Source organism: Neobacillus vireti (assembly GCF_036962345.1).
Taxonomy (GTDB): Bacteria; Bacillota; Bacilli; order Bacillales; family Cytobacillaceae; genus Neobacillus; species Neobacillus vireti_A.
Genome location: NZ_JBALNB010000011.1, coordinates 53,475 through 76,145, shown reverse-complemented (window position 1 = coordinate 76,145; position 22,671 = coordinate 53,475). Strand labels below are relative to the sequence as shown.

Genomic DNA, 22,671 nt, shown 5'->3' with positions numbered 1-22,671 from the left:
AACCTTTCTCAACAAATTAATATTATAAATATATTTAACTACTTTAAGTGTATATTCAATTGATAATGATTGTCAATGAGGTTGATAACCATTTTCAATTATATGTGTATATGTTTACAAAATTGTCGTTGATTTTGAAAATCATTTTCAATTAAAGCGTTGACATCTTCCTATGTTCCATTTTATTATTAGATTGTCATTGAAAATGATTATCATTTACAATCAAAACAAGGAGGATACATACTTATATGAAAAAATTATTTTCACTTTTTTCAATCATCGCTGTTTTATTACTAGCAGCATGCGGTGGTGCCGAAGAGAAAACAACCGAAAAGCCAGAAACAGAAAAACCGAAGGAGGAAACAAGTTACAGTATTGAACATGCAATGGGATCGACAACGATTAAAGGTACCCCTAAAAAAGTAGTCATTTTAACGAATGAAGGAACTGAAGCTCTTTTAGCATTAGGTGTTACACCTGTAGGTGCAGTCAAATCCTTTACTGGTGATCCTTGGTATGATCATATTGCAGATCAATTAAAAGACACTCAGGTGGTGGGTGTTGAAAGTGAAGTAAATGTAGAAGCAATCGCAGCTTTAAAACCAGACTTAATTATTGGGAATAAAATGCGCCAAGAAAAAATTTATGATCAATTAAGTGCAATTGCACCGACTGTTTTTGCCGAAACTCTTCGCGGTGACTGGAAGGTAAACTTTGAACTTTACGCAAAAGCATTAAATAAGGAAGAAAAAGGTAAAGAAGTACTGGATAAGTATGAGGGACGAATTGCTGATCTAAAAGAGCAGCTTGGCGATAAACTAGCGATGAAAGTTTCAATGGTTCGCTTTATGGCTGGCGAGGTTCGTATTTATCATAAAGATACTTTCTCTGGTGTTATTTTGGGGGACCTTGGATTTGCTCGTCCAGAAAGCCAAAATGTTGATGATTTTGCAGAAAGAAACGTAACAAAAGAACGAATTCCAGCAATGGAAGGAGATATCCTCTTCTATTTTACTTATGAAACAGGAGATGGGAAAGGCTCTGAGCTGGAAAAAGAATGGATTGCTGACCCACTTTTCAAAAATCTTGAAGTAGCCAAAAAAGGGGAAGTACACAAGGTGAGTGATACAATTTGGAATACGGCTGGCGGCGTTCTAGCTGCAAACTTAATGCTAGATGATATCGAGGAAATCTTTTTAAAGAAATAATAAAAGAAGAAACGCGGGGACAATGTCCTCGCGTTTTTTGCTTTTATAGTTTGTCATGACTTTATTCATTTTCAAAATACAGTCCAACTATCTTAAACGACGGGTTCCATATTTGTTAATCACTTGTTGAAAACATGTATTTTTTATAGTGGTAGCGGATGGAGAAAATCAAACCAATTCCCAGCATATTCCCCATCAACGAACTTCCTCCGTAGCTGATGAACGGTAATGGAATACCGGTAATCGGAAGCACGCCTATCGTCATCCCAATATTTTGGAAAACGTGAAAAGTAATCATGCTAATGATACCGACACAAATATAGGTATAAAAGTTATTCTTCGTTTCCATACCAACCTTTGTAATATGGTAAATCAATAAGAAAAACAAGCTCACTAGTACACTTGCACCAATAAAACCAAACTCTTCACCCACGACACTAAAGATAAAATCAGTATGACTTTCTGGCAAATATACTTCTCGATTCCCATATCCCTTTCCGCCTGTTTGACCGGAACCAATGGCAAGAAGAGATCTCGTTAATTGATAGCCTGCTGAACTTTGGAAATTGTATGGGTCAAGCCATGAGTAGATACGGCTGAATTGGTACTGTCTTACACCTAAATATTTTTCAAGTATTTCTGGTTTTACAAGTACAAAATAAAAAATAACCGAAATGAGTCCTATCCCAACAGAAAAAATTGGTACCAATAGTTTCCACGATATCCCTGAAATAAAAATCATTCCTAATAGAATAGCCAAAAAGACGAGCGATGTCCCTAAGTCCTGCTTAATTATAAGCATTAAGGGAACCATCGTAATAACGCCGAGCTTAACTAACAGCCAAAAATCAGAGGAAATAGTTTTAACCAGATTTTTTTGATGATGATCGTCAATGACCTTTGCTAACGTTAAAATAATAAAGATTTTGACAAACTCAGATGGCTGAAGTTGTCCGAGACCGGGAACTCTAAACCAGTTTTTTGCTCCATTTTTGACTGGTGCTATGCTTTCAGGTGCAAAAATTAAAAATATGAGCAAGAATATACCTATTCCATAGGCATACCAAGATAATTTCTTTAGTTGGTCCGAATCAAACCTAATTACAACAGCAATAATTCCGCATCCAATCCCATAAACGACAATCTGCTTTAATAAAAAGTTACCAACATATTGACCGCTTGCTTGCGCACTGTAAATTGATACACAGCTGGCAAGAAATAATAAAAGTAAGATAAAAACAAGACTATAATCAAGTTTTGAAGTTGTATTTTTAGATGATGTCATTATTCACACTCCTTTATGAGAGGCTCTTTTCTTACACTATGTTGCTATTTATAACGAGAATTAATGATTCTGCTGTGTCATCACAGAAAACAATATAATTTAATAAGAAAAGAGATGGTAACTAAATTCAAAGGCACAAAATAACTATTTCCATGTTAAAATCGGCTTTAAGATTTTAACAACAATATCTACGAAACAGCCTATGTTTGAGCATCAATAAGGAACTTGTACATTATCTCATTATATTTTTTATCTGCCCAAAGCACAACTTCTAAACAGGGAATGGGTTAATTTACATGTATTAAAAAATGGAAGCTCCCTTGTTAGGCGCTTCCTTTTTCGAAATATTTACTTTTAATATCATCCGCCATCCACTCTAAATTATTGGGTACTTGTGGAATTCCGTAACCAATATAAAGCGGTGTTGTCACAAAGCGCGGAACAATTTTTACAATGATTCTTTTATTATAATGATGAAAGAATAGATTGTAGCTGCTTGCTTTAAACGGAAAATTATTTAGTATATAATGGACCGTTTTTTGAAGATGGACACCAAAAGTTTCATTATAACTAGAATCATCCATATCAACGTTAAACTCATAAAAACCTACCTTCGGTTTCGTCGATAATGTAAGTGTGACTCCATCTTTTTCTTCTATTGTAATACCCTTAAAGACTGCATCTTCTATATTTTCCTTATAGTTAATATCATTTAACCCAATAATCTGCATATGAGGATGAGCGATGGTCCCACCTGACAACGGACCATGATTTTTGTAAAAAATCACCGATTCATACTTTCTGGTATTATCCAAATCAAGCCAATTCCTAATAGAGAACTTTAGTAGTCTATGTAGGTGCGGAAGCTCGTAGGTAGATAAATCACCATGGCAATCATCTGTTTCAATGATAACCGTTTGATAGGCATTCTCTAAAACAGGATATTTATTTTTCAAAAGTATGATAGGTCCATCCACTTCAATGAGATCTCTCAGTTCTTCCCGTGCACAAAAAGGGCATGCTTGCTGTTTGTTTCTTATATTTTCCGGTTTTTTCACTCCGATGGATGTATTGAAATGTAGATGGCTGTTTTTCAAGTGTGCTGCTCCTCTCCAAAGTCCTTACTACTATTTTATGGGAGATTCCGCTTCTTTTGCACTTTTTTTGCCTTGGTAATATTTAAAATTTTTATTGGCTAAATGTAGTTTTACGTGCATATCTTTACTATGTACAGGCTTATGGGGCAGAAAGAGAGGTTGTTTATGTTAAGTAAATTAGAAGCACTCATATTAGGAATCATTCAGGGGTTAACCGAGTTTTTACCTATTAGCTCTACTGGTCATTTGTATTTAGGACGGAATTTATTCGGATTACAAGAAGCAGGATTATTACTTGATACAATGCTTCATATTGGAACATTGCTGGCTGTTTTTGTTTTTTATAAGGACGAGTTTGTAAAAATGATTAAAAATCCATTCAGCAAGCTTACTTTCCTATTAATTGTAGGAACCATTCCAGCTGTTGTGATCGGTCTGCTTTTTAAAGACTACTTTGAGGAAATTTCGAAGACGGGTGTTACCATTGGATGGGAGTTTTTAGTTACAGGTTTGTTCCTCTGGATTGCAGATTCAGCAAAAAATGGCTATAAAAAAATGGATGATATTAGTTATACCGATGCCCTAATTATCGGCTCGTTTCAAGCCGCTGCTATTTTTCCTGCGATTTCACGCTCAGGGTTTACGATTGTTGCTGCTTTATGGAGAAAATTAGACCGGGAAACGGCAGCCTATTTCTCATTTCTCTTATCTACACCAGCTATTGCTGGGGCGGTCGTGCTTCAATCTTTAGATTTAGCTGGAGGGGCCGGTGAAGAAATCTCTTTATCTGCTCTTCTCGTTGGAATTTGTGCCTCTGCCTTTTTCGGCTATATTGCTGTAAAGTGGATGATCGGATTTTTAAAGAAACGATCATTAAAACCATTTGCGATTTATGTATGGGTGCTAGGCTTTGCGGTGTTATTCTTTCAGTTTACGGGGAAATTCTAAGTTGATTATTTTATAATGACCAAGACGGTTATAATTTGTGGATTTCGGTCAATAAAGACCTCTTATAATGACCGAGACTCCTGCTCGTTTTAATTCTCGGTCACTATAGAACTCTTATAGTGACCGAGACTACTACTCATTTTGATTTTCGGTCACTATAGACCTCCTATGGTAACCGTGACTACTTTGCCTCACGCCTGTTTAGATATTTTCTCTGCCTGCTTTTTTAACATCCCTGCTTTATCTGTGTATTCCCAAGGCAAATGAACATCCGCTCTTCCAAAGTGCCCATAGCAAGCAGTTTGTAAATAAATAGGTTTCCTAAGATTTAGCATTCGAATAATCCCTGCAGGGCGAAGGTCAAAATATTTTCTTATAAGCTGAACAATCTTTGACTCTTCTATTTTTCCAGTTCCAAACGTTTCAACAGCTATTGAAACAGGAGCAGCTACTCCAATTGAGTAACCCAATTGAATTTCACATTTATCTGCAATGCCTGCTGCAACAATATTTTTAGCTACATAACGTGCAGCATATGCCGCAGAACGGTCAACCTTAGTCGGGTCTTTCCCCGAAAAAGCACCCCCCCCGTGGCGGGAAAATCCGCCATACGTATCAACGATAATTTTACGCCCCGTTAACCCTGCATCACCCTTTGGTCCGCCAATCACAAATCTACCAGTTGGATTAATATAATATTTTGTGCTCTCATCAACCAATTCTGGTGGTACTACGTAAGAAATGACATATCGATGCAAATCTCTTTTGATTTGTGCTAGCTCAACTTCAGGGTTATGTTGTGCCGAAATAATAATGGTGTCAATTCGAACAGGCTTTGAATTTTCGTATTCCACAGTCACCTGTACTTTTCCATCCGGACGTAGATAATCAACCAAACCATACTTTCGAACTTCTGCTAAACGCCTTGCAAGCTTATGGGACAGGTAAATTGGCAATGGCATTAATTCATCCGTTTCATCGCAAGCAAAACCAAACATAAGCCCTTGGTCACCTGCGCCAATTTGGTCTATTTCATCCTCCGTCATTAAACCTTCACGGGCTTCAAGCGCTTGGTTTACTCCCATGGCTATATCAGAGGATTGCTTGTTCAGCGCTATTAAAATCTTACAAGTATCTGCATCTAGTCCAAACTCTGAGCTTGTATACCCAATATTTCGAATCGTGCTTCTTACTATACTTAAGAAATCAACAGAGGCGGTCGTGGTAATCTCCCCAGATAAAACAATCAAATCCGAACTAACTGAAGTTTCACATGCAACACGCGCATTTGGGTCTTTTTCAAAAATAGCATCTAATATAGCGTCAGAAATTTGATCACACATTTTATCTGGATGACCTTCAGTAACCGATTCTGAGGTAAAAAGGTGACTTTGCTTTTTATTCACATTATCTCATCTCCCAAATTCACATTTTCTTTTTCTAAAGATTGTCCAAATTTTTTCCACTACATATAATACAAAATCTAGATATTGAAGCTCTAAATGTTGACCTAGTGCAGGGTAATAACATTGAGGGTTACAATAGTGGACAAGCATTTGTTTTTACAGTTTACTCACTAAAAAGTTTATTCCATCATATGTTATTTTCTAAAGGGGGGTGATTAATTAGTGAAAAATAACAATTTTATGATCAATGCTTCTAACCAAATGGAGCGTTTGCCTACTCAGTTTTTTTCTACATTAGTTGGGAAAGTGAATGGTTTTATAGCTGCAGGGTATGACGTGATTAATCTTGGACAAGGTAACCCAGACCTGCCTACACCGCCTCATATTATTCAATCGTTACAAAATGCTGCACTAAACCCTATCAACCATAAGTATCCACCGTTTACAGGCAAGAGTGAATTGAAGGAAGCGATCTGTACTTGGTATCAAACAGAATATGGAGTTACATTAGATCCAGAAAAAGAAGTTGCTATATTATTTGGCACAAAATCCGGACTCGTAGAAATTTCACAAATATTACTGAATCCAGGTGACATTGCACTCGTTCCTGACCCAGGATATCCTGATTATTGGTCTGGAATTGCTATTGCGGGAGCTGAAATGGTTCAGATGCCGTTAGATTTTTCCAATGGATTTTTCCCGGATTTATCTAAAATAACATCTAGTCAGTGTAAACATGCCAAATTAATGTTCCTTAATTATCCATCAAATCCGACAGGAGCTTGCGCTACTAGTACCTTCTTTGATGAAGCTATTGTCTTTGCAGAGAAAAATAATATTGTGATAGCCCACGATTTTGCTTATGGGGCAATCGGCTTTGATGGGCACAAATCGATCAGCTATTTATCCCGTCCGGGTGCCAAGGATGTTGGCATCGAATTTTATACACTCTCAAAAACCTATAATATGGCAGGATGGCGCGTCGGATTCGCTCTTGGTAACCACGAGCTGATTCAATTAATCAATCAATTACAAGACCACTATTTTGTCAGCTTGTTTGGCGGTATTCAAGATGCAGCCATTACAGCATTAACCTCATCACAAGAATGTGTTCGTAAACTAGTTAATACCTATGAATCGCGACGAAATGCCTTATTTGAAGAACTAAAAAAGCTTGGTTGGAGTGCTCCACTTCCTAAAGGATCTTTCTTTGCCTGGCTGCCAGTTCCAAAAGGGTACACTTCAAGCGAATTTGCCGATATCTTATTAGAGAAAGCAAAGGTTGTTGTCGCACCAGGAAATGGATTTGGAAAGCATGGTGAGGGGTATGTTCGATTAGGCTTGCTTGCCGAAGAGGAACGTATTCGAGAAGCTATGCAGAGGATTTCTAAGCTATCAATCTTTTAATGTTCTCTACTATTTAATTTTAGGAGGTGAGATGTTTGTGACTATAGAAAAAGATTTTGTGATTGCTACCTATTTAGTTCATGGACATCTTAATTTTTACAAAAAGGCACAAGAAATCGCCGTAGGGCTTACTGTTGGAACGTGGACAGATCTCCCAAAGGCAAAAAAAGAACAGATGATACCACATTTAGGTAAAGTAATCGAAGTAAAAGTGCTCAAACACAATTCAGATGAAAGTCCAAAGGCATTATTAATGATCGGCTATCCAATTATTAATATAAATCCAGATATTCCCTCTATCCTAACAACCGTATTTGGAAAACTATCAATGGATGGTCAGATAAAATTAATGGATTTAAAGCTGCCCGATTCCTTACTATCGAAATTTCCAGGTCCACGCTTTGGAATAGAGGGAATAAGAAGAATGATAGGAGTTCATAACCGTCCCTTATTAATGAGCATCTTTAAACAATGTATTGGTCTTCCTCTACACGAACTAGAAAAAGAGTACCAAAACCAGGTTGATGGACAAGTTGACCTTGTAAAAGATGATGAGATTTATTTTCGTGATGATTACGCACCCGCTCTAAAGCGAATAGATGCATTTGAAAAATATAATCAACAGCAACAGGAAATTACCGGAAAAAGAGTATTATATGCAGTGAACCTAACCGGACCCGTTACTCAACTAGTTGAAAAAGCAAAACAATTCTCTAAAGCTGGAGCATCTTGTTTGTTACTAAATGTGGTTCCTTATGGATTTGATGTTCTCCATCGAATTTCAGCCGATCCTGATGTAAATGTTCCAATTATAGCCCATCCTGCGTTTACAGGTTCATTATATCCATCACCTCACTTTGGGCTATCTGCTTCTCTGCTTATTGGTAAATTAATGCGACTTTCAGGTGCTGACATTGTTCTTTTTCCTTCTCCTTACGGTTCGGTGGCGATGCCAAAAGATGCAGCTATGGAAATAGCAAATCAACTTCAATTACCAAACAGTATTCATCGTACAGCTTTTCCAACACCTTCTGCGGGAATCCATCCAGGTCTAGTTCCAACCATTATTCGGGATTTTGGTCATAACATCATAATTAATGCAGGTGGAGGAATTCATGGCCACCCCCAAGGCACAACAGCTGGAGGAATAGCCTTTAGGGACTCGATCCAAGCAGCTATTTCAGGCCAAACTTTAATGCAAGCAGCACAAAACTCGGTTGAACTTCGTTCGGCGATCGACAAATGGGGTGCTTTATAACAGTGTGCACCGTCAAAAAAATGATTATTTTTTGTGATTTTGATGGAACAATCACTGAAAATGACAACATTATTAATATTATGAAGTATTATAATCCACCTGGGTGGGAAACCATCAAGGATGATATTTTAGCTGGGAATATTAGTATTCGAAAAGGTGTAGGACGCATGTTTGGGCTATTACCTGCCTCCTGCCGAGAAGAAATCACCAATTACGCTATTAAGCAAGCAACTATTCGACCTGGTTTTGATCAGTTTATTCAATTTTGTCAGGATCATAATCTTCGCCTGTTAATTACTAGTGGAGGAATAGACTTTTTCGTCTACCCAATTTTGTCGCGCTATTCTGTTCCAAAACAAGATATATATTGTAATTCGAGTGATTTTAGCGAAAATCAGATTCAAATTCATTGGCCATATTCTTGTGATGCACTTTGCAGCATGGATTGTGGAATGTGTAAACCAAGTATTCTCCGTTCCCATTCAAGTATAGATAATATAAAAATTGTCATTGGAGATAGTATTACAGATTTGGCCGCATCCAAAATGGCTGATCTTGTAATTGCAAGGGATTTTCTTTTACAGAAATGCCAAGAGCATTCTCTTCCTTATAAAGAATTTGTGTCATTTTACGATGTAATAGAAATTTTAAAGCAGTTTAATAACGAAAGGAGGTGAAACCTATAAAAAAATGGAAAAAATTAATCTTGAAGCCATTCAAAAAGCCTTTAATACGCTGCAAACTGTGAAAGACACATTCTCGAAAAAAGGATGGTTTCCTGCTACGAGCGGGAACTTATCCATTCGAGTTAAAGGTCCCCCATTAGATAAAAATCAGTCGATTATCGCCATAACCTCTAGTGGAAAAGACAAGTCTATTCATACTCCTGAGGACTATATTTTAGTTAATATGGACGGAAACCTTGTACTTCCCAGCAATTTAAAACCTTCAGCTGAAACTTTAATTCACACCTCTATTTATCAACAAATCCCTAATTGCCAAGCGGTTTTTCATATCCATACGATTCCTAACAACCTTATTTCGGAGCTTTACGCGGATCAAGGAAAAGTTACTTTTACGAACCATGAAATTATTAAAGCATTTGATATTTGGAAAGAAGATGCTTCAATAACCATCCCAATAGTAGAAAATTATTTTTCCATTCCAAAATTAGCAGAAGAAATCAGCAAGGTAATCCAACCCGAGGTTCCAGGGGTATTAATCCGCAATCATGGCATATATGTTTGGGGCGATAGTGATTTTACAGCTAAACGTCATTTAGAAGCATTTGAATTTCTTTTTGAATACCAAATAAATATGTATTTCCTAAAAAAGTCAAAATAAATCATATAAAAGGAGAGTTTACTATGGCGAATATTCGGATTCGTAATACAAATAAAAGATTAACAAAAGAACAAGAGGTTACAAGTTTCTTAGATAAACATGGTGTCCTTTATGAGCATTGGGACATGGACAAGCTATCGAACAGGCTGCATAATCAATTTTTACTATCAAATGAGGACAAAGAAGAAATTCTAAGTACCTTTGATGACGAAATTAGATCCCTTGCAACCCGGCGCGGCTATGCTGAATGGGACGTTGTTGCATTGTCAGATGCAACTCCAAACTTGGACGAGCTATTAAAAAAGTTTGAAAACGTACATGTGCATACAGAGGATGAAGTACGTGCTATTACAGCAGGAAATGGGATTTTCACAATCAAGGGTGAACCCGGTTATTTTGATGTAGAATTGTCCCCGGGAGATGTGATTTCTGTTCCCGTTAACACACCGCATTTCTTTACTTTAATGGAAAACCGCCAAGTTGTGGCTGTTCGCTTGTTTATCGATTCATCAGGCTGGGTTGCTCACCCTTATGAAGATCCTGAGTTCAAAAGATAATTGAGATATACCGTATAAATTTTTCGAACAACATTTAGCCTCTTTCATCTGAAAGAGGCTTTTTACAAATTAGAGTTTCAATGATTAAGTGATTCATAATCAAGAAGCCAGTATAGTCCATCATGATCCGCAATGATTTTTAGGAAGTCATGCTTTCCAGATTTATCTACTGATTTCCATCTCGTATATGCAATGGAGACCAACATTGAAACAAAGGCATTTCGAAAATATTCATCCTTAAAATACTCCTCATTCCACCCTTGTATATTTGGGATAGAAACTGGAAATTCATTGATTTTTTTTAATGCATCCACTAAGAATGACTTTTCCTGTACTATTGCTCTTGTTTCCTTTATGTCAAAAGGAAAATTACTTTGAGGGCATGTTTCTAAATAAACTCTCTTAGATGCTCCCGATATCGGAAAATGGTTCAGCCAATCACTTATCTTATGATAACGTTCTGATTCCCATCTTTGATTTATCTTATTTACATTATTTCTTTCAACATCGACATCACGTATAGTATACTCAGGTTTTATCGGAGAACTTAAACAAGCACCTATTGTAAAAATGAGATACTCCTTTAAAAAAGTACTATCTGCATTTTTATATCTATTTTTTGACAAAAAACTAATATTATTATACAAAAATTCAAAGGCGTCTTCGTTATCATTCGTTTTCAATTTCCAATTTGTTTTATCTTTATACAGGAGTACCGCACAATCTGTTTCATTGTGATAACTAGATCCAATGTTAACTCCAATAAACAAAGACCTTTCTTGGATTTCAGTAAAATCTAAAGGTGCTATGTCTTTATTACTTTGTTTCCAGCCTCCCCAAGGGGCACCCTTCTCATTTGTTAATTTCAATTTAATTCACCTTCTAACTCTGAAAATCACCTTATCCATAAAGCAGCTTTAAATTTTAAACAAAATAAGAAAGGAACTGCTCCTTAAGACCACTGTAGGGTCTTTTTGGTTCAGCCCCCTATTCCTCTTAATTAAGACCAACTATTAATCTCCTCTTGATATAACTCATGTAATCTTAAATTATCTTTAGTATTCACAATTGCACTACCCTGAAAGGACTTGAGATTAGACGAAATTTCAAACAAAGGTTCCATATTTTGAATCGCTTGGTGAGGGACAGATATTTGCGGAATCTTCTTAGTGAATTTTCGATGTGATGCTAAATGAAATCCCCATAAACCAAAGGAAGGAACGATAATATTATATGGTTTCGTAAAAAGACCGGCTTCCTCAAAGGTTTTCGCTATACTCCAAAATGCTTTTGGAGCATCTTCCGGTGAATTGGATTGACAAACTAAAACACCATCATCTGTTAAATGGCTAGCAATTTGACTGAATAATTCCTTTGTATACAAAGCACTAATAATCGGGTCAGTAGGGTCAGGAAAGTCAATAATAATGACATTATATGGTTTTAGATTACCTGTAATATATTTCTTGGCATCCATAGTATGGGCATGTACCCTGGCGTCAAAAAAAGATTGATTGTTTTGTTCTAGCAGCACTGGTTCAGTTTTAGAAAGTTGAAGCATGACTGGGTCAATATCAACTAGATCAACATGCTCTACGCCTGAATACTTAAGCACTTCTCGTAATGCAAGTCCATCCCCGCCGCCCAAAATGAGAACACGTTCATGAGAAGCAGCCATCTCCATTACTGGATAGATTAGAGCTTCATGATAATACCTTTCATCTAAGGAACAAAATTGTAACTCTTGGTTTAAATATAGACGTACATCATTGGCTTTAACTAATAATATATCTTGAAATGGACTAGAACCATGGTAAAGTATATCGTGTTTTCCTAAGGCTAGTTCCTTTAACTGCATCAAGTCCCAAACGTTTCCTTGGTCGTCTCGCAGTTGAAATAACTCGCTTGAGTTACTAAAATCGACATTCACAGTGTCAGATGTAAGATTTAGTATTTTCCTTACAGGTGATTGATTTACTTCCTCACCGCGGTTCACCTCAAACACTTCAACACGTTTCGCTTTTATTTTTTGAAGAATATCTTTAAATGCTGGCCAGATATCCTGCTCACCGCATGTATACAAATCTAAGGCAGCATATCCCTTTTCCGGCCATGTATGAATGGAAAAATGAGAAGTTGAAATACCAATAACTCCGGTTACTCCTTGAGGGGAAAAAGAATGGAAATTTACTGATAATATCTCCATACCTATATCATCAATTGCCTTAATGAGCACCTCTTTTAATTGTTCAGCATCATTTAGAATATCATGCTGACAATTAAACGCATCGACAATAAGGTGTTGCCCTTTAGAATCCATTGAAACACTTCCTTTTTTTGTCCATGAAAAAACTATGGTAATCGAAGGATAGACCTCCTATTCCCACTGCTTATTCACTTTGTTAAACACTATATGTTCAATAATTCTAAAGGCTTGTGCTTATTTCTTAAATTTATCAAATTGAATATCCTCATAAAAAATGCGACTCGATGTCAGAGTCGCATTTTTTTATTCTATTAAACGGTAACTGTTTCTTTTGCCATTTCTCTTGCTGCTTCGATCACTTGTTCTTTTGCTTTTGCCATAATTTCAGGTACTTGCTTTGGAAAGTGATCCATACCTTCTGCAAACACAGTTGGCATGACTTCCATTCCCAAGAAACCTAGTACCTTTGTTAAGAAGCGATCGCCGAATTCAAAATCAACCATTGGTCCAGTTGAGTAAATACCGCCTCGTGTCTGGATATGAAGCGCCTTGCGGTTGGTGAGGAGCCCTTTTGCTCCTTCATGCGTATTAGTAAACGTTTTGTTCACAATAAACAAATTATCAAGAAAAGCTTTTAAAATGGCTGGCGAGCCGAAGTTCCAAATAGGTGTAACAAATACATAATAATCTGCAGCAATAAATCGGTCAGCAAGTGCGTGCATCGCTGTGATTTGTTTTTGTTCTCCCTCTGACAACTCTTCAAATGTCTTGCCCATAAAGGATAATTTCGCCCGTGCATATAACAAATCCATATCAATTTGAGGGATATCCATATCATATAAATGCATATGTTCAATTTCTACTTCTGGACGTTGTTTTTTAAACTCTTCTAAAAAAGCCTCACCCAGCTGCATCCCCTTCGAAAGCTTTATATCATTTTTCGGATTAACGGTAATATATAGAAGTTTTGACATCTGATCCCCATCCTTTATTTAAATATCATCTATCCATATAGTACAACAAACTTCCTTGTTCACCGATGAACAATCAGTGAAGTTTATGAAGAAAGTGTGAATTTTTCCGAATAGCGTGAACGAAAAGTGACAATTCCAAATGAAACTTAACGAAACTCAACAAAACTTAACAAAAATCACAGTTATTATTGTATATTTATTTTATATTAATACTGCTAAAAGGAAGGAGGCATTACGAATGGAAGGAAAAGCATATACACCAGATGAAGTAGCTCAACTGTTCCAAATCTCCAAACATACCGTCTATGAGTTGATTAAGCGAGGTGAATTACAAGCATTTAAAGTCGGCAATAAAATGAGAATCGAACATGAAGAGATTGAAAGATATAAGGAAAATACAAAAGCACCTGCGAAAAAAATCCAAGTAGAACAGCATGAGGTACATAATTCCTTACCTGTTCGTATATCCGGCAGCCACGATTTTCTTGTAGAACACTTTGTAAAACAAACAGCCAAAGAATTACATCTGCAAATCCAGCCAACGTACATAGGAAGCCTTGAGGGGTTAATGATGCTTTATCGCGGCCAATCCGATATAGCAGCCATCCATTTATTAGACCCTGCATCACAAGAATACAATCTGCCATTTATCAATCAGCTTTTTGTTTACGAATCCATTTGTGTTGTTCGTTTTGCCTCTAGAGAACAAGGCTTTATCATAGCAAAAGGAAATCCAAAAGCTATAGCTGACTTTAAGGACCTCACCAGAAAAGATGTTCAGTTTGTTAATCGACAAAAAGGCGCTGGGACAAGATTTCTTTTAGACTCCATGCTCGCCAAACAAGAGATTGCTCCTGCTGCTATTAATGGCTACGGAAATGAAGAATGGACCCATTTATCAACTGCTTCTTACATAAGTAGAGGAATGGCGGATGTTGCCTTCGGAATTCAATCCGCTGCTAGTCATTTAGGTCTCGATTTTATTCCTGTGGCAAAGGAACAATTTGACCTTGTATTTCGATTTACAAAGGATAACAAAGAAAGTCTAGTTCAATTGATTCAATACCTTCAATCTGACAGTTTTAAAAACAATTTAACCGATTTAGAAGGCTATGAAATTCAGGAATTAGGAAAAGTAATCTACAAAACTAGTAGTATGGAGGAAATTTCATGTTAAGGAATCGTTTTTTTGCTACACTATTTGTATTCATGCTCCTTATTTTATCTGCTTGTGGAAACAATGCCACTGAGCAAGATGGTGCAAAAGAGAAAAAGACAGAACCGAAGGCCGAACCAACTGAACTTATCCTTGCTACAACAACCAGCACTCAGGACAGCGGCTTATTAGATGAATTACTGCCAATCTTTGAAGAAGAAAACAATGTGAAAGTAAAAACGATTGCAGTTGGTACCGGACAAGCATTAGAAATGGGTACAAAAGGTGAAGAAGATGTCCTATTAGTCCATGCTCCAAAGTCAGAGGAAGAACTTGTTTCCAGCGGTGACGCTGTTAATCGGAAACGCGTCATGTATAACGATTTTATTTTAGTCGGACCTAAAGATAATCCAGCAGATGTAAGCGGTGACGACGTTAAAGCAGCGTTTCAAAAAATTACTGAGGTAAAATCAAACTTTGTTACGCGCGGCGATGACTCTGGTACACATAAAAAAGAACTTGGTATCTGGACAACTGCTAATATCCAGCCAACAGGCGACACATACATCTCAACAGGTCAAGGAATGGGTGCTTCTTTACAAATTGCCAATGAAAAAAATGGCTATATTTTAACGGACCGTGCTACATGGCTCGCACAAGAGAAAAACCTAACCAACCTAACAATTGTTGTTGAGGGCGGCAAAGATCTAATCAATATTTACCATGTCATGCAGGTTAATCCAGAGAAGCACGATATGGTTAACAGCAAGGATGCAGAAAAATTTGTTGAGTTCATGGTTAACCCGGAAACACAAGACGTAATTGAAAGCTTCGGTAAAGAAGAATTCGGACAGTCTTTATTTATTAAATATACTGAATAGCACCATGTAAAAGTGAAAGGGAGCAAGCGGGATGGAACTTATTATGGATGGGTTGAAGAAAGCGATACAAATGATCCTTACCGGTGATAGAGAGATTTTTGAGATAACCTGGTTAACTCTAAGAGTCTGCTTTATGGCTATCCTTATCAGTTCCCTAATTGGCTTGCCGCTCGGTATGTTTCTTGGCCTTAATCGCTTTAAAGGGCGTAAAGTTATTTTAACACTCATTAATATTGGCATGGGCTTACCTCCAGTTGTTGCGGGATTATGGATTACCATGTTGTTATGGCGGTCCGGTCCACTGGGGCATTTACAATTGCTTTATTCCCCGACGGCAATTGTTATGGCACAAGTCTTGGTTTCTTTACCGATCGTTACAGGTTTAACCAGTTCAGCCTTTCAACAAATCAATGATAAAATGCTTTTACAAATTAAAGCGCTTGGAGCTACCAAGATACAAACCATTATGATTCTCTTAAAACAAACAAAAATTGCCATAGTAGCTGCCATTATGGCTGGCTTTGGGCGGGTTATTGCGGAGGTTGGTGCCGCGCAGATGGTAGGCGGTAATATTCAAGGTGATACGAGAATCTTAACCACCACCATCGTAATGGAAGTATCAAAGGGTAACTTTGATGTAGCTCTTGCTATTTCTTTCATTCTATTAACGGTTGCGTTACTTATCACGGCGGCGTTGACGATGTTACAGCAAAGGAAGCGATTATCATGAACCCATTGATTGAGCTTAAAAACATTACGTATCTGGCCCATAACAAAAGCATTTTGACCATTCCTAATTTCCAGATTCAACACGGTGAATTTATGGGAATCATGGGTCCCAATGGTGCTGGAAAAAGTACTTTGCTAAAAGTAATAGCCTTGCTGGACACTGTTAGCAGTGGTGAAATTCTCTACCGCGGTCAAGTCATTCCAAATGGAACTCCCTCACTTGAACTACGGAGGAAATTCTCAGTTGCCCTGCAGCAATCACTGCTTTTAGAAGGAACGGTATTTCAAAATATTGCAATTGGCTTAAAGCTCAGAAAAGTACCAAAGTCTATCATCAAAGAAAAGGTAAATCTATGGATGGAGCAATTTCAAATCACCCACTTGGCAAAGAAAAACGCACATTTTCTATCTGGCGGTGAAGCACAGCGTGTAAATCTTGCACGAGCGATGATTGTTGAGCCAGAGATCCTTTTCCTTGACGAACCCTTTTCTGCTTTAGATTTTCCTACGAAAATTAAATTAATGGATGATTTTAAGGGAATTATTGAACGTTCGGGAACCACAACCGCCTTTGTGAGTCATGACCTGATGGAAATCAATTATTTAACAAATTCTCTTGCCATCATTGTAAATGGAGAAGTTAAGCAGCATGGACCTACCCAGAGGGTCCTGGAACACCCCAATTCCGCTACTTCTCCATTTCTAAATGAATGGAAGAAATTCTATCCCTTACGTTCTAGTAATGAAAAGCCGCTATCACTGATGAGATAGCGGCTTTCCTTAATAATCTTCTTCCGGAAACCATAAAATGATGGTTGTCCCCTTATTTATTCTACTTTTTACTTTGATGATACCATTGTGTGCTCCCATTAATGCCTTCACAATGGAAAGCCCTATTCCAGCACCGCCTGTTTTTCGATCACGTGATTTATCCCCGCGGTAAAAGCGCTCGAAAATATGTGGAATATCATCTTCAGCCATACCTGAGCCTTCATCCTCGACTTTAAAACCAACAAACCCTTCTTTTTCGGTTAATACGGAGATGGTAACATTCCTTCCTTCAGGCGTATACTTTAGAGCATTGTTTAAAATATTTGATAGTATCTGCATTAAGCGGTCCTTATCAGCTGGAAAGATGAGTTCCTGATTAGGCTCTTCTATATGAAGCTGTACCCCCTTTTGCTTAAACAAGGGTAAAAACATTTCCCATAAGGCAGCAAGTACGCTTCCAGCTTCTATCTCTACTTTTTCCAATCGAATTTGTGGATTTTCGGCTGCGAGCAGCTTTTCAAGTTCATTCACTAGCCTTACTAATCGCATAAGCTCCTCATGACTGGATTGTAAGCGTGCTGGAGTGGGCTCCCAAATCCCATCTTGGTAAGCCTCTATTTGACTTCTTAACGTGGAGAGTGGTGTACGAAGTTCATGGGCTAAATCACCAGTAAATTGTTTTCTTAACATTTCGCCCTTTGCCAATGATTCTGCTAAATTATTAAAGGATATTGCAAGCTGTTTCACCTCGGTAGGTAATCCCTTTAATGGGATTCGGATGGATAGATTATGCTGCTGCAGTTCAGTTGCTGCAAAGGAAACCTTATTTAAACCAGATGTTAGTTTTTTCGAAAATAACATACTAAATAGAATCGATAATAAAATCGTTAAGCACACTGCTGCATAAATGTATAATTGAATCGTTTTTAAAAAATTGTATTCATCATCAATTAAGCCAACCGGGTAAATCGCAATAAGCTTGCCAATGATTTGATTATCTACTCGAAGTGTATAGGAAGCGGAATGCCACTTTTCCCCGTTCGGTTCAGGCTCAGCCAGACCTAAACTATTCAGCATCCCTCGGATATTGGATGAATCCATTTGCAGCTGTCCCACACGATCATATAATTGAAAATAGAGCTGATCCGTCATGGCGTGTTCATGAAGTAGTCCAAAAACAGGATCACTTGTAAAATGGCCATTTTTTTTAAAGTCTTTTTCTATTTCTGTAATAATTCTACTAATCTGCTTATCTCGGTTTCGGTCTAAATAATTCTTAAAGCTTTCTTCAAATCCCCATTGCATAAAAAAACTGACAAAGAGAATTCCGATCATCGAGCTGAGTAATAAATAAAAAAGGATTTTAGACCGGAGTGTTTGAAGCATCTAACACCCCTCCAAATTTATAACCCATTCCAAACACAGTCAGGACAAACGTTGGCTGCCTAGAATCCAGCTCAATTTTTTTGCGAAGGTTTTTAATATGCGTATCAACACTGCGCTCATATCCTTCATAGTACATACCTTCATCCTGAATTTTTTCTAGTAGGTCCATACGGCTGTATACGCGTCCCGGATTCAGTGCCATATTCGTAAGCAGCTTATATTCAATCGGAGTCAGAATAACATCCTTACCTTTAACCGTTACTTCTTTTTTGCTGAGGTCGATCGCTAATTGTTTGTGATTAAATTCAATTCGTTCTATTTTTTCTGCCTTCTTTACTCGCCTAAGGATTGCTTGTACGCGCACTACTACTTCCCGAGGACTAAATGGCTTTGTTAGATAGTCATCAGCTCCCATGACGATACCATTTATGCGGTCATCTTCTGCCAACTTAGCTGTCAGCATCAAAATGGGTACATCTGATTCTTTTCTAACTAAGCGGCAAACTTCTTCACCTGAAATATCCGGAAGCATTAAATCTAGTATAATTAAATCGGGATTTATGGTTTTTGCTTTTTTTAATGCGTCGATTCCATTATCGGCACAATGAATTTCATATCCTTCTCTCTCGAGGTAGGCTTCAAGAACTTCTGTAATTCTTTTTTCATCATCAACAAGCAGTATTTTCACCGTTCTCACTCCCCTTAGCTATAATATATCATGTCGGGGATTGCCTTTTTTCATCTTCACAAATTCATCACAAGTTCTTCATAACATCTACAATATTTCCCGATAAGATGAACTTGTAGCAATGAAAGAGGTTTTTAACTCTTTAGGTTATGGATGACATTAACCACTTGCTCTCCCAATTTTAATCTCTCTTTTTTTACATACGGATATCCCAACGTGGGGGTATCCTTATTTTTTTGAGAAAAAACAAATTTATTGTCTTATAGAAAAATATATTGAGTTAAAAACTTGGATTTAGTTTTTTGTTTCATCATTAGTGCCGGCAGCTTCGGACACCTACAAATAAATTGGCACTTGCCTTGTCCGAAGTCCTCCCATTTTCGGACATTTATAATTTCATAAACGATAAAAAAATCCTTATCAAATTGATAAGGATTTCCAGGTATTATTCTTCTGTTTTTTTGATGGTGGATGTTAGTTCCTCTATACTGCTTTTAACATTTCCTTTTCCAGAGTAATTCTCAATTAATTCTTTGACATCGATTCCGCTGGAGGCCTTTAATGACTCTTGTAAAGTGGCCATTAGATTGGTGGCGTAGCCGGTAATTTTATTGGCACCGCCATTTTCACCGGAACCGCCTGTATCTACTACTGTGATTTTATCAATATTGGAAAGCGGGCTTGCCACTTGCTTCGCATATTCAGGAAGCATTTTGATAATCATATCTAAGATAGCTGCTTGACCGAATTGCTCGAATGCTTCTGCAATCTTTTCTTTCGCTTCTGCTTCCGCCAAACCTTTTAGGCGGATGATTTCTGCCTCCGCGGTACCTTGTGCCTTTTGGGCTTCGGCTTTGGATAAACCATCTAGACGAACTCGTTCTGCTTCAGCTTTTGCCATTGCTTCTATACGGTACTTATTCGCTTCTGCTTCAGCGATTTGTTTTGCCTTATTCGCTGCTGCAGCCTGCTCCACTGAGTATCTATCGGCATCCGCTTTTTTCTTGACTTCAGAATCGTATTGACGTTCACGGCGCAGAATTTCTTTTTCTTCAAGTTCAATCTGCTTTTGTCTTTCGATAATCTTAACTTGCATTTCTTGCTCTGTTACTTCCTGCTTCGCCCTTGCACTTTCTAATTCATAGGCCATGTCAGCCCGTGCTTTAGCGCTATCTTGTTCACGACGGAACTCAGCAACCTTAAGCTGATTCACTTTCTCTGCCTCAGCGATTTCAGTAGCCCGTTCTAACTCAGAACGCTTGGCTTCTTTCGCTGCCTCGGCTTTTTTAATTCTCGTTTCTTTATCGGCTTCTGCTGTAGCAATATCCGCATCTCGTTTCACTTGGGCAATACGCGGCTTACCAAGAGAATCTAGGTATCCGTTTTTATCACGAACATCCCTAATCGTAAACGAAACAATCACTAATCCCATTTTCGCTAAGTCTTGCGACGCGACTCGTTGAACTTCTTGAGAGAATTTATCACGGTTTTTATAGATTTCCTCTACCGTCATCGAACCTAGGATGGAACGTAAGTGACCTTCGAGGACTTCTTTGGCTTCATTTTCACGGTCATCCTTTGCTTTACCAAGAAATTGTTCAGCAGCTGTGGCAATTTCACTAATCGAACCACCGATTTTGATGATCGCCACACCATCTGCCATAACCGGTACACCTTGCTCGGTATACACTTCTGGTGTAGTTACCTCAAGTTTACTAGAAAGCAAGCTTAGGGGTTTGGCTTGTTGAAACACTGGTAATATGAAACTACCGCCGCCGCGGATAATCTTAATTTTATTCCCTGATTCATCAACATGAACATTTCCATTTCCCAAGAAACTCCCTGTCACAATCAGCGCCTCATCCGGCCCTGCTGTCCGATACTTCGTGATAAAAACACCAACTAAAGCAATTAAGATAAATGCAACAATCCCTATAACAATCCAAAAACCTAACTCCATGAAACCAACCTCCCTATAGTAAATATGTCTCTACTTCTTGATGGGATGATACTAAAAGGACCCCATCTTTTATATCAACCACAAGCACCTTCGTACCATTTTCAATGGGAACACGGTCAAAGCTTGTTGCTGGTTTTGCAATCCTACCGCTAATGCTTTCGATCATTACCTCACCATATCCATCTGACGGGATAGCAGTAATTACTGCACCAATTCTGCCCCGTAAATCAGATTCTTTATAGACTAAAGACTCTTCGGCATTCGACAATGGAATGAGTACAAATACATTTAAAAAAGTAACAAGGATAATAGCGAGTAAAGCTGAAATTCCAATTATTAGTAAATAGTGAATTGAGGTGATTTTTTCAAATAAATACCCGCTTGCAGAAAAAATCGTAACAAACGCTAAGATGATGACCGGATTCAAATAGTCGGGTCCGTCGAAATGAGCAACATCTGCAAAAAACACATACAAAATGGTCAAAATACCTGCACCAATTAATCCATACAAATAGATTGTTTCTAATGGCAGATTGAATACTTCCATTGGCACCACTCCCTTCGATATGTTTGTACCTTTAATACGGTTGAATTATGGAAAAGATTCACAATTTATAATTAAATTTTACCTAAATAATAAAAATAGTGCTATGACTTTTGCCATAGCACTTACTGAATCATATTTAAAAATTTCCGAGTCCGCTCTTCCTTCGGATTCGTAAAGATATTATCTGGTTTGCTTCTTTCGACCACTACCCCTTGATCCATGAAAATAACCTCATCAGCGGCCTCTCTCGCGAACCGCATCTCGTGGGTTACGACAATCATGGTCATTCCCTCATTTGCAAGGTCCTTCATCACTTTTAACACCTCACCCACAAGTTCGGGGTCAAGCGCTGATGTCGGTTCATCAAAAAGCATAACCTTCGGTTCCATTGCCAATGCCCTTGCGATTCCAACCCTTTGCTGCTGTCCGCCTGAGAGCTGTGCAGGATAATAATCCTTCTTATCGCCAAGACCCACCTTTTCAAGCAATCCCTCTGCCTTTTTTCGAGCTGTATCTTTATGCTCATTCTTAACCACCAGGGGACCCTCCATGACATTTTCGATGGCCGTTTTATGTGGGAATAAATTATAGCTTTGAAACACCATGCCAGTTAATCGACGAAAAGCCGCTATGTTCTTTTTTTGCACAGTCTGCGAAAAATCAAGGGACTGGTCCTCAATCGAAATCACCCCTTTTGTTGGTGTTTCCAATACATTCATGCAGCGCAGCATGGTTGTTTTTCCTGAACCAGACGGACCAATGACAACGACAACCTTCCCCTTCTCTACCTCAAGGTCAATCCCTTTTAATACTTCTAACTTCCCGAATTGTTTATATAATCCTTTAATGGCGATCATCGCATA

Annotated in this window: 22 protein-coding genes; 11 read left to right on the top strand and 11 right to left on the bottom strand. The window is 37.9% G+C overall.

Features of this window, described 5'->3' with window-relative positions:
* The first annotated feature begins 248 nt into the window (after positions 1–248).
* Positions 249–1,208 carry an ABC transporter substrate-binding protein gene (locus tag V7108_RS13945; RefSeq protein ID WP_335512204.1) on the top strand — a complete coding sequence of 320 codons (960 nt, stop codon included), beginning with the start codon at positions 249–251 and terminating at the stop codon, positions 1,206–1,208.
* A gap of 115 nt (positions 1,209–1,323) precedes the next feature.
* On the opposite strand, the gene V7108_RS13940 is transcribed toward V7108_RS13945, so the two are convergent.
* Both V7108_RS13940 and V7108_RS13935 read right to left on the bottom strand, forming a co-directional pair.
* Positions 1,324–2,493, bottom strand: a complete 1,170-nt coding sequence (locus tag V7108_RS13940; protein ID WP_335512206.1) for an FtsW/RodA/SpoVE family cell cycle protein — start codon at positions 2,491–2,493, stop codon at positions 1,324–1,326.
* 323 nt (positions 2,494–2,816) lie between these two features.
* Positions 2,817–3,590, bottom strand: a complete 774-nt coding sequence (locus tag V7108_RS13935; protein ID WP_335512208.1) for a DUF4931 domain-containing protein — start codon at positions 3,588–3,590, stop codon at positions 2,817–2,819.
* Positions 3,591–3,755: 165 nt separating this feature from the next.
* Between V7108_RS13935 and V7108_RS13930 the strand changes: the two genes are divergently transcribed.
* Positions 3,756–4,538: an undecaprenyl-diphosphate phosphatase gene (locus V7108_RS13930; RefSeq protein ID WP_335512210.1), complete on the top strand. Its 783-nt coding sequence runs from the start codon at positions 3,756–3,758 to the stop codon at positions 4,536–4,538.
* Between the two features lie 191 nt (positions 4,539–4,729).
* Here the strand turns inward: V7108_RS13930 and metK are convergent, their stop codons facing one another.
* On the bottom strand, positions 4,730–5,944 hold the full coding sequence (gene metK / locus V7108_RS13925) for a methionine adenosyltransferase (RefSeq protein WP_335568552.1): 1,215 nt from the start codon (positions 5,942–5,944) through the stop codon (positions 4,730–4,732).
* Between the two features lie 240 nt (positions 5,945–6,184).
* Between metK and V7108_RS13920 the strand changes: the two genes are divergently transcribed.
* Genes V7108_RS13920 through V7108_RS13900 form a run of 5 tightly spaced genes read left to right on the top strand, consistent with a single transcriptional unit; the run spans position 6,185 to position 10,510 of the window.
* The gene (locus V7108_RS13920; RefSeq protein ID WP_335568609.1) at positions 6,185–7,351 is read left to right on the top strand and encodes a pyridoxal phosphate-dependent aminotransferase; all 1,167 of its coding nucleotides are present in this window, start codon (positions 6,185–6,187) and stop codon (positions 7,349–7,351) included.
* Between the two features lie 43 nt (positions 7,352–7,394).
* A complete protein-coding gene (locus V7108_RS13915) occupies positions 7,395–8,609 on the top strand; it encodes a 2,3-diketo-5-methylthiopentyl-1-phosphate enolase (RefSeq protein WP_335568608.1) in 1,215 nt (404 codons plus the stop codon).
* A gap of 20 nt (positions 8,610–8,629) precedes the next feature.
* Complete coding sequence (locus V7108_RS13910) at positions 8,630–9,286, top strand: 2-hydroxy-3-keto-5-methylthiopentenyl-1-phosphate phosphatase (protein WP_420489193.1); 657 nt, start codon at positions 8,630–8,632, stop codon at positions 9,284–9,286.
* A 13-nt stretch (positions 9,287–9,299) separates the two neighbouring features.
* On the top strand, positions 9,300–9,953 hold the full coding sequence (locus V7108_RS13905) for a methylthioribulose 1-phosphate dehydratase (protein WP_335568550.1): 654 nt from the start codon (positions 9,300–9,302) through the stop codon (positions 9,951–9,953).
* A gap of 23 nt (positions 9,954–9,976) precedes the next feature.
* Positions 9,977–10,510: a 1,2-dihydroxy-3-keto-5-methylthiopentene dioxygenase gene (locus V7108_RS13900; RefSeq protein WP_335512222.1), complete on the top strand. Its 534-nt coding sequence runs from the start codon at positions 9,977–9,979 to the stop codon at positions 10,508–10,510.
* Between the two features lie 77 nt (positions 10,511–10,587).
* Here the strand turns inward: V7108_RS13900 and V7108_RS13895 are convergent, their stop codons facing one another.
* From V7108_RS13895 to V7108_RS13885, 3 genes are all read right to left on the bottom strand, one after another.
* Positions 10,588–11,379, bottom strand: coding sequence for a hypothetical protein (locus V7108_RS13895; protein ID WP_335512224.1), 792 nt, complete (start codon positions 11,377–11,379; stop codon positions 10,588–10,590).
* A 131-nt stretch (positions 11,380–11,510) separates the two neighbouring features.
* Positions 11,511–12,830, bottom strand: a complete 1,320-nt coding sequence (gene speD, locus V7108_RS13890; protein ID WP_335512226.1) for an adenosylmethionine decarboxylase — start codon at positions 12,828–12,830, stop codon at positions 11,511–11,513.
* Positions 12,831–13,027: 197 nt separating this feature from the next.
* Entirely contained in the window at positions 13,028–13,690 is a 663-nt protein-coding gene (locus tag V7108_RS13885) for an FMN-dependent NADH-azoreductase (RefSeq protein WP_335512228.1), read from the bottom strand.
* A 238-nt stretch (positions 13,691–13,928) separates the two neighbouring features.
* On the opposite strand from V7108_RS13885, the gene V7108_RS13880 reads away from it, so the two are divergent.
* From V7108_RS13880 to V7108_RS13865, 4 genes are read left to right on the top strand one after another with little or no spacing between them, the layout of a single operon-like run.
* Positions 13,929–14,867, top strand: a complete 939-nt coding sequence (locus tag V7108_RS13880; RefSeq protein WP_335568549.1) for a helix-turn-helix transcriptional regulator — start codon at positions 13,929–13,931, stop codon at positions 14,865–14,867.
* Positions 14,861–15,727, top strand: coding sequence for a substrate-binding domain-containing protein (locus tag V7108_RS13875; protein WP_335568548.1), 867 nt, complete (start codon positions 14,861–14,863; stop codon positions 15,725–15,727). The genes V7108_RS13880 and V7108_RS13875 overlap by 7 nt, the downstream gene beginning before the upstream one ends.
* Before the next feature lie 31 nt (positions 15,728–15,758).
* Positions 15,759–16,457: an ABC transporter permease gene (locus V7108_RS13870; RefSeq protein WP_335512234.1), complete on the top strand. Its 699-nt coding sequence runs from the start codon at positions 15,759–15,761 to the stop codon at positions 16,455–16,457.
* Positions 16,454–17,227, top strand: a complete 774-nt coding sequence (locus tag V7108_RS13865; protein ID WP_335512237.1) for an ABC transporter ATP-binding protein — start codon at positions 16,454–16,456, stop codon at positions 17,225–17,227. The genes V7108_RS13870 and V7108_RS13865 overlap by 4 nt, the downstream gene beginning before the upstream one ends.
* 9 nt (positions 17,228–17,236) lie before the next feature.
* Here the strand turns inward: V7108_RS13865 and V7108_RS13860 are convergent, their stop codons facing one another.
* The 5 genes from V7108_RS13860 to V7108_RS13840 form a co-directional block, all read right to left on the bottom strand.
* Entirely contained in the window at positions 17,237–18,613 is a 1,377-nt protein-coding gene (locus V7108_RS13860; RefSeq protein ID WP_335512239.1) for a HAMP domain-containing sensor histidine kinase, read from the bottom strand.
* Positions 18,591–19,301, bottom strand: a complete 711-nt coding sequence (locus tag V7108_RS13855) for a response regulator transcription factor (RefSeq protein ID WP_335568547.1) — start codon at positions 19,299–19,301, stop codon at positions 18,591–18,593. The genes V7108_RS13860 and V7108_RS13855 overlap by 23 nt, the downstream gene beginning before the upstream one ends.
* Before the next feature lie 445 nt (positions 19,302–19,746).
* The gene (locus tag V7108_RS13850; RefSeq protein ID WP_335512242.1) at positions 19,747–21,261 is read right to left on the bottom strand and encodes a flotillin family protein; all 1,515 of its coding nucleotides are present in this window, start codon (positions 21,259–21,261) and stop codon (positions 19,747–19,749) included.
* Between the two features lie 13 nt (positions 21,262–21,274).
* Positions 21,275–21,808, bottom strand: coding sequence for an NfeD family protein (locus V7108_RS13845; RefSeq protein WP_335512243.1), 534 nt, complete (start codon positions 21,806–21,808; stop codon positions 21,275–21,277).
* A 122-nt stretch (positions 21,809–21,930) separates the two neighbouring features.
* Positions 21,931–22,665: an amino acid ABC transporter ATP-binding protein gene (locus tag V7108_RS13840; protein ID WP_335512244.1), complete on the bottom strand. Its 735-nt coding sequence runs from the start codon at positions 22,663–22,665 to the stop codon at positions 21,931–21,933.
* Between the last annotated feature and the right edge of the window lie 6 nt (positions 22,666–22,671).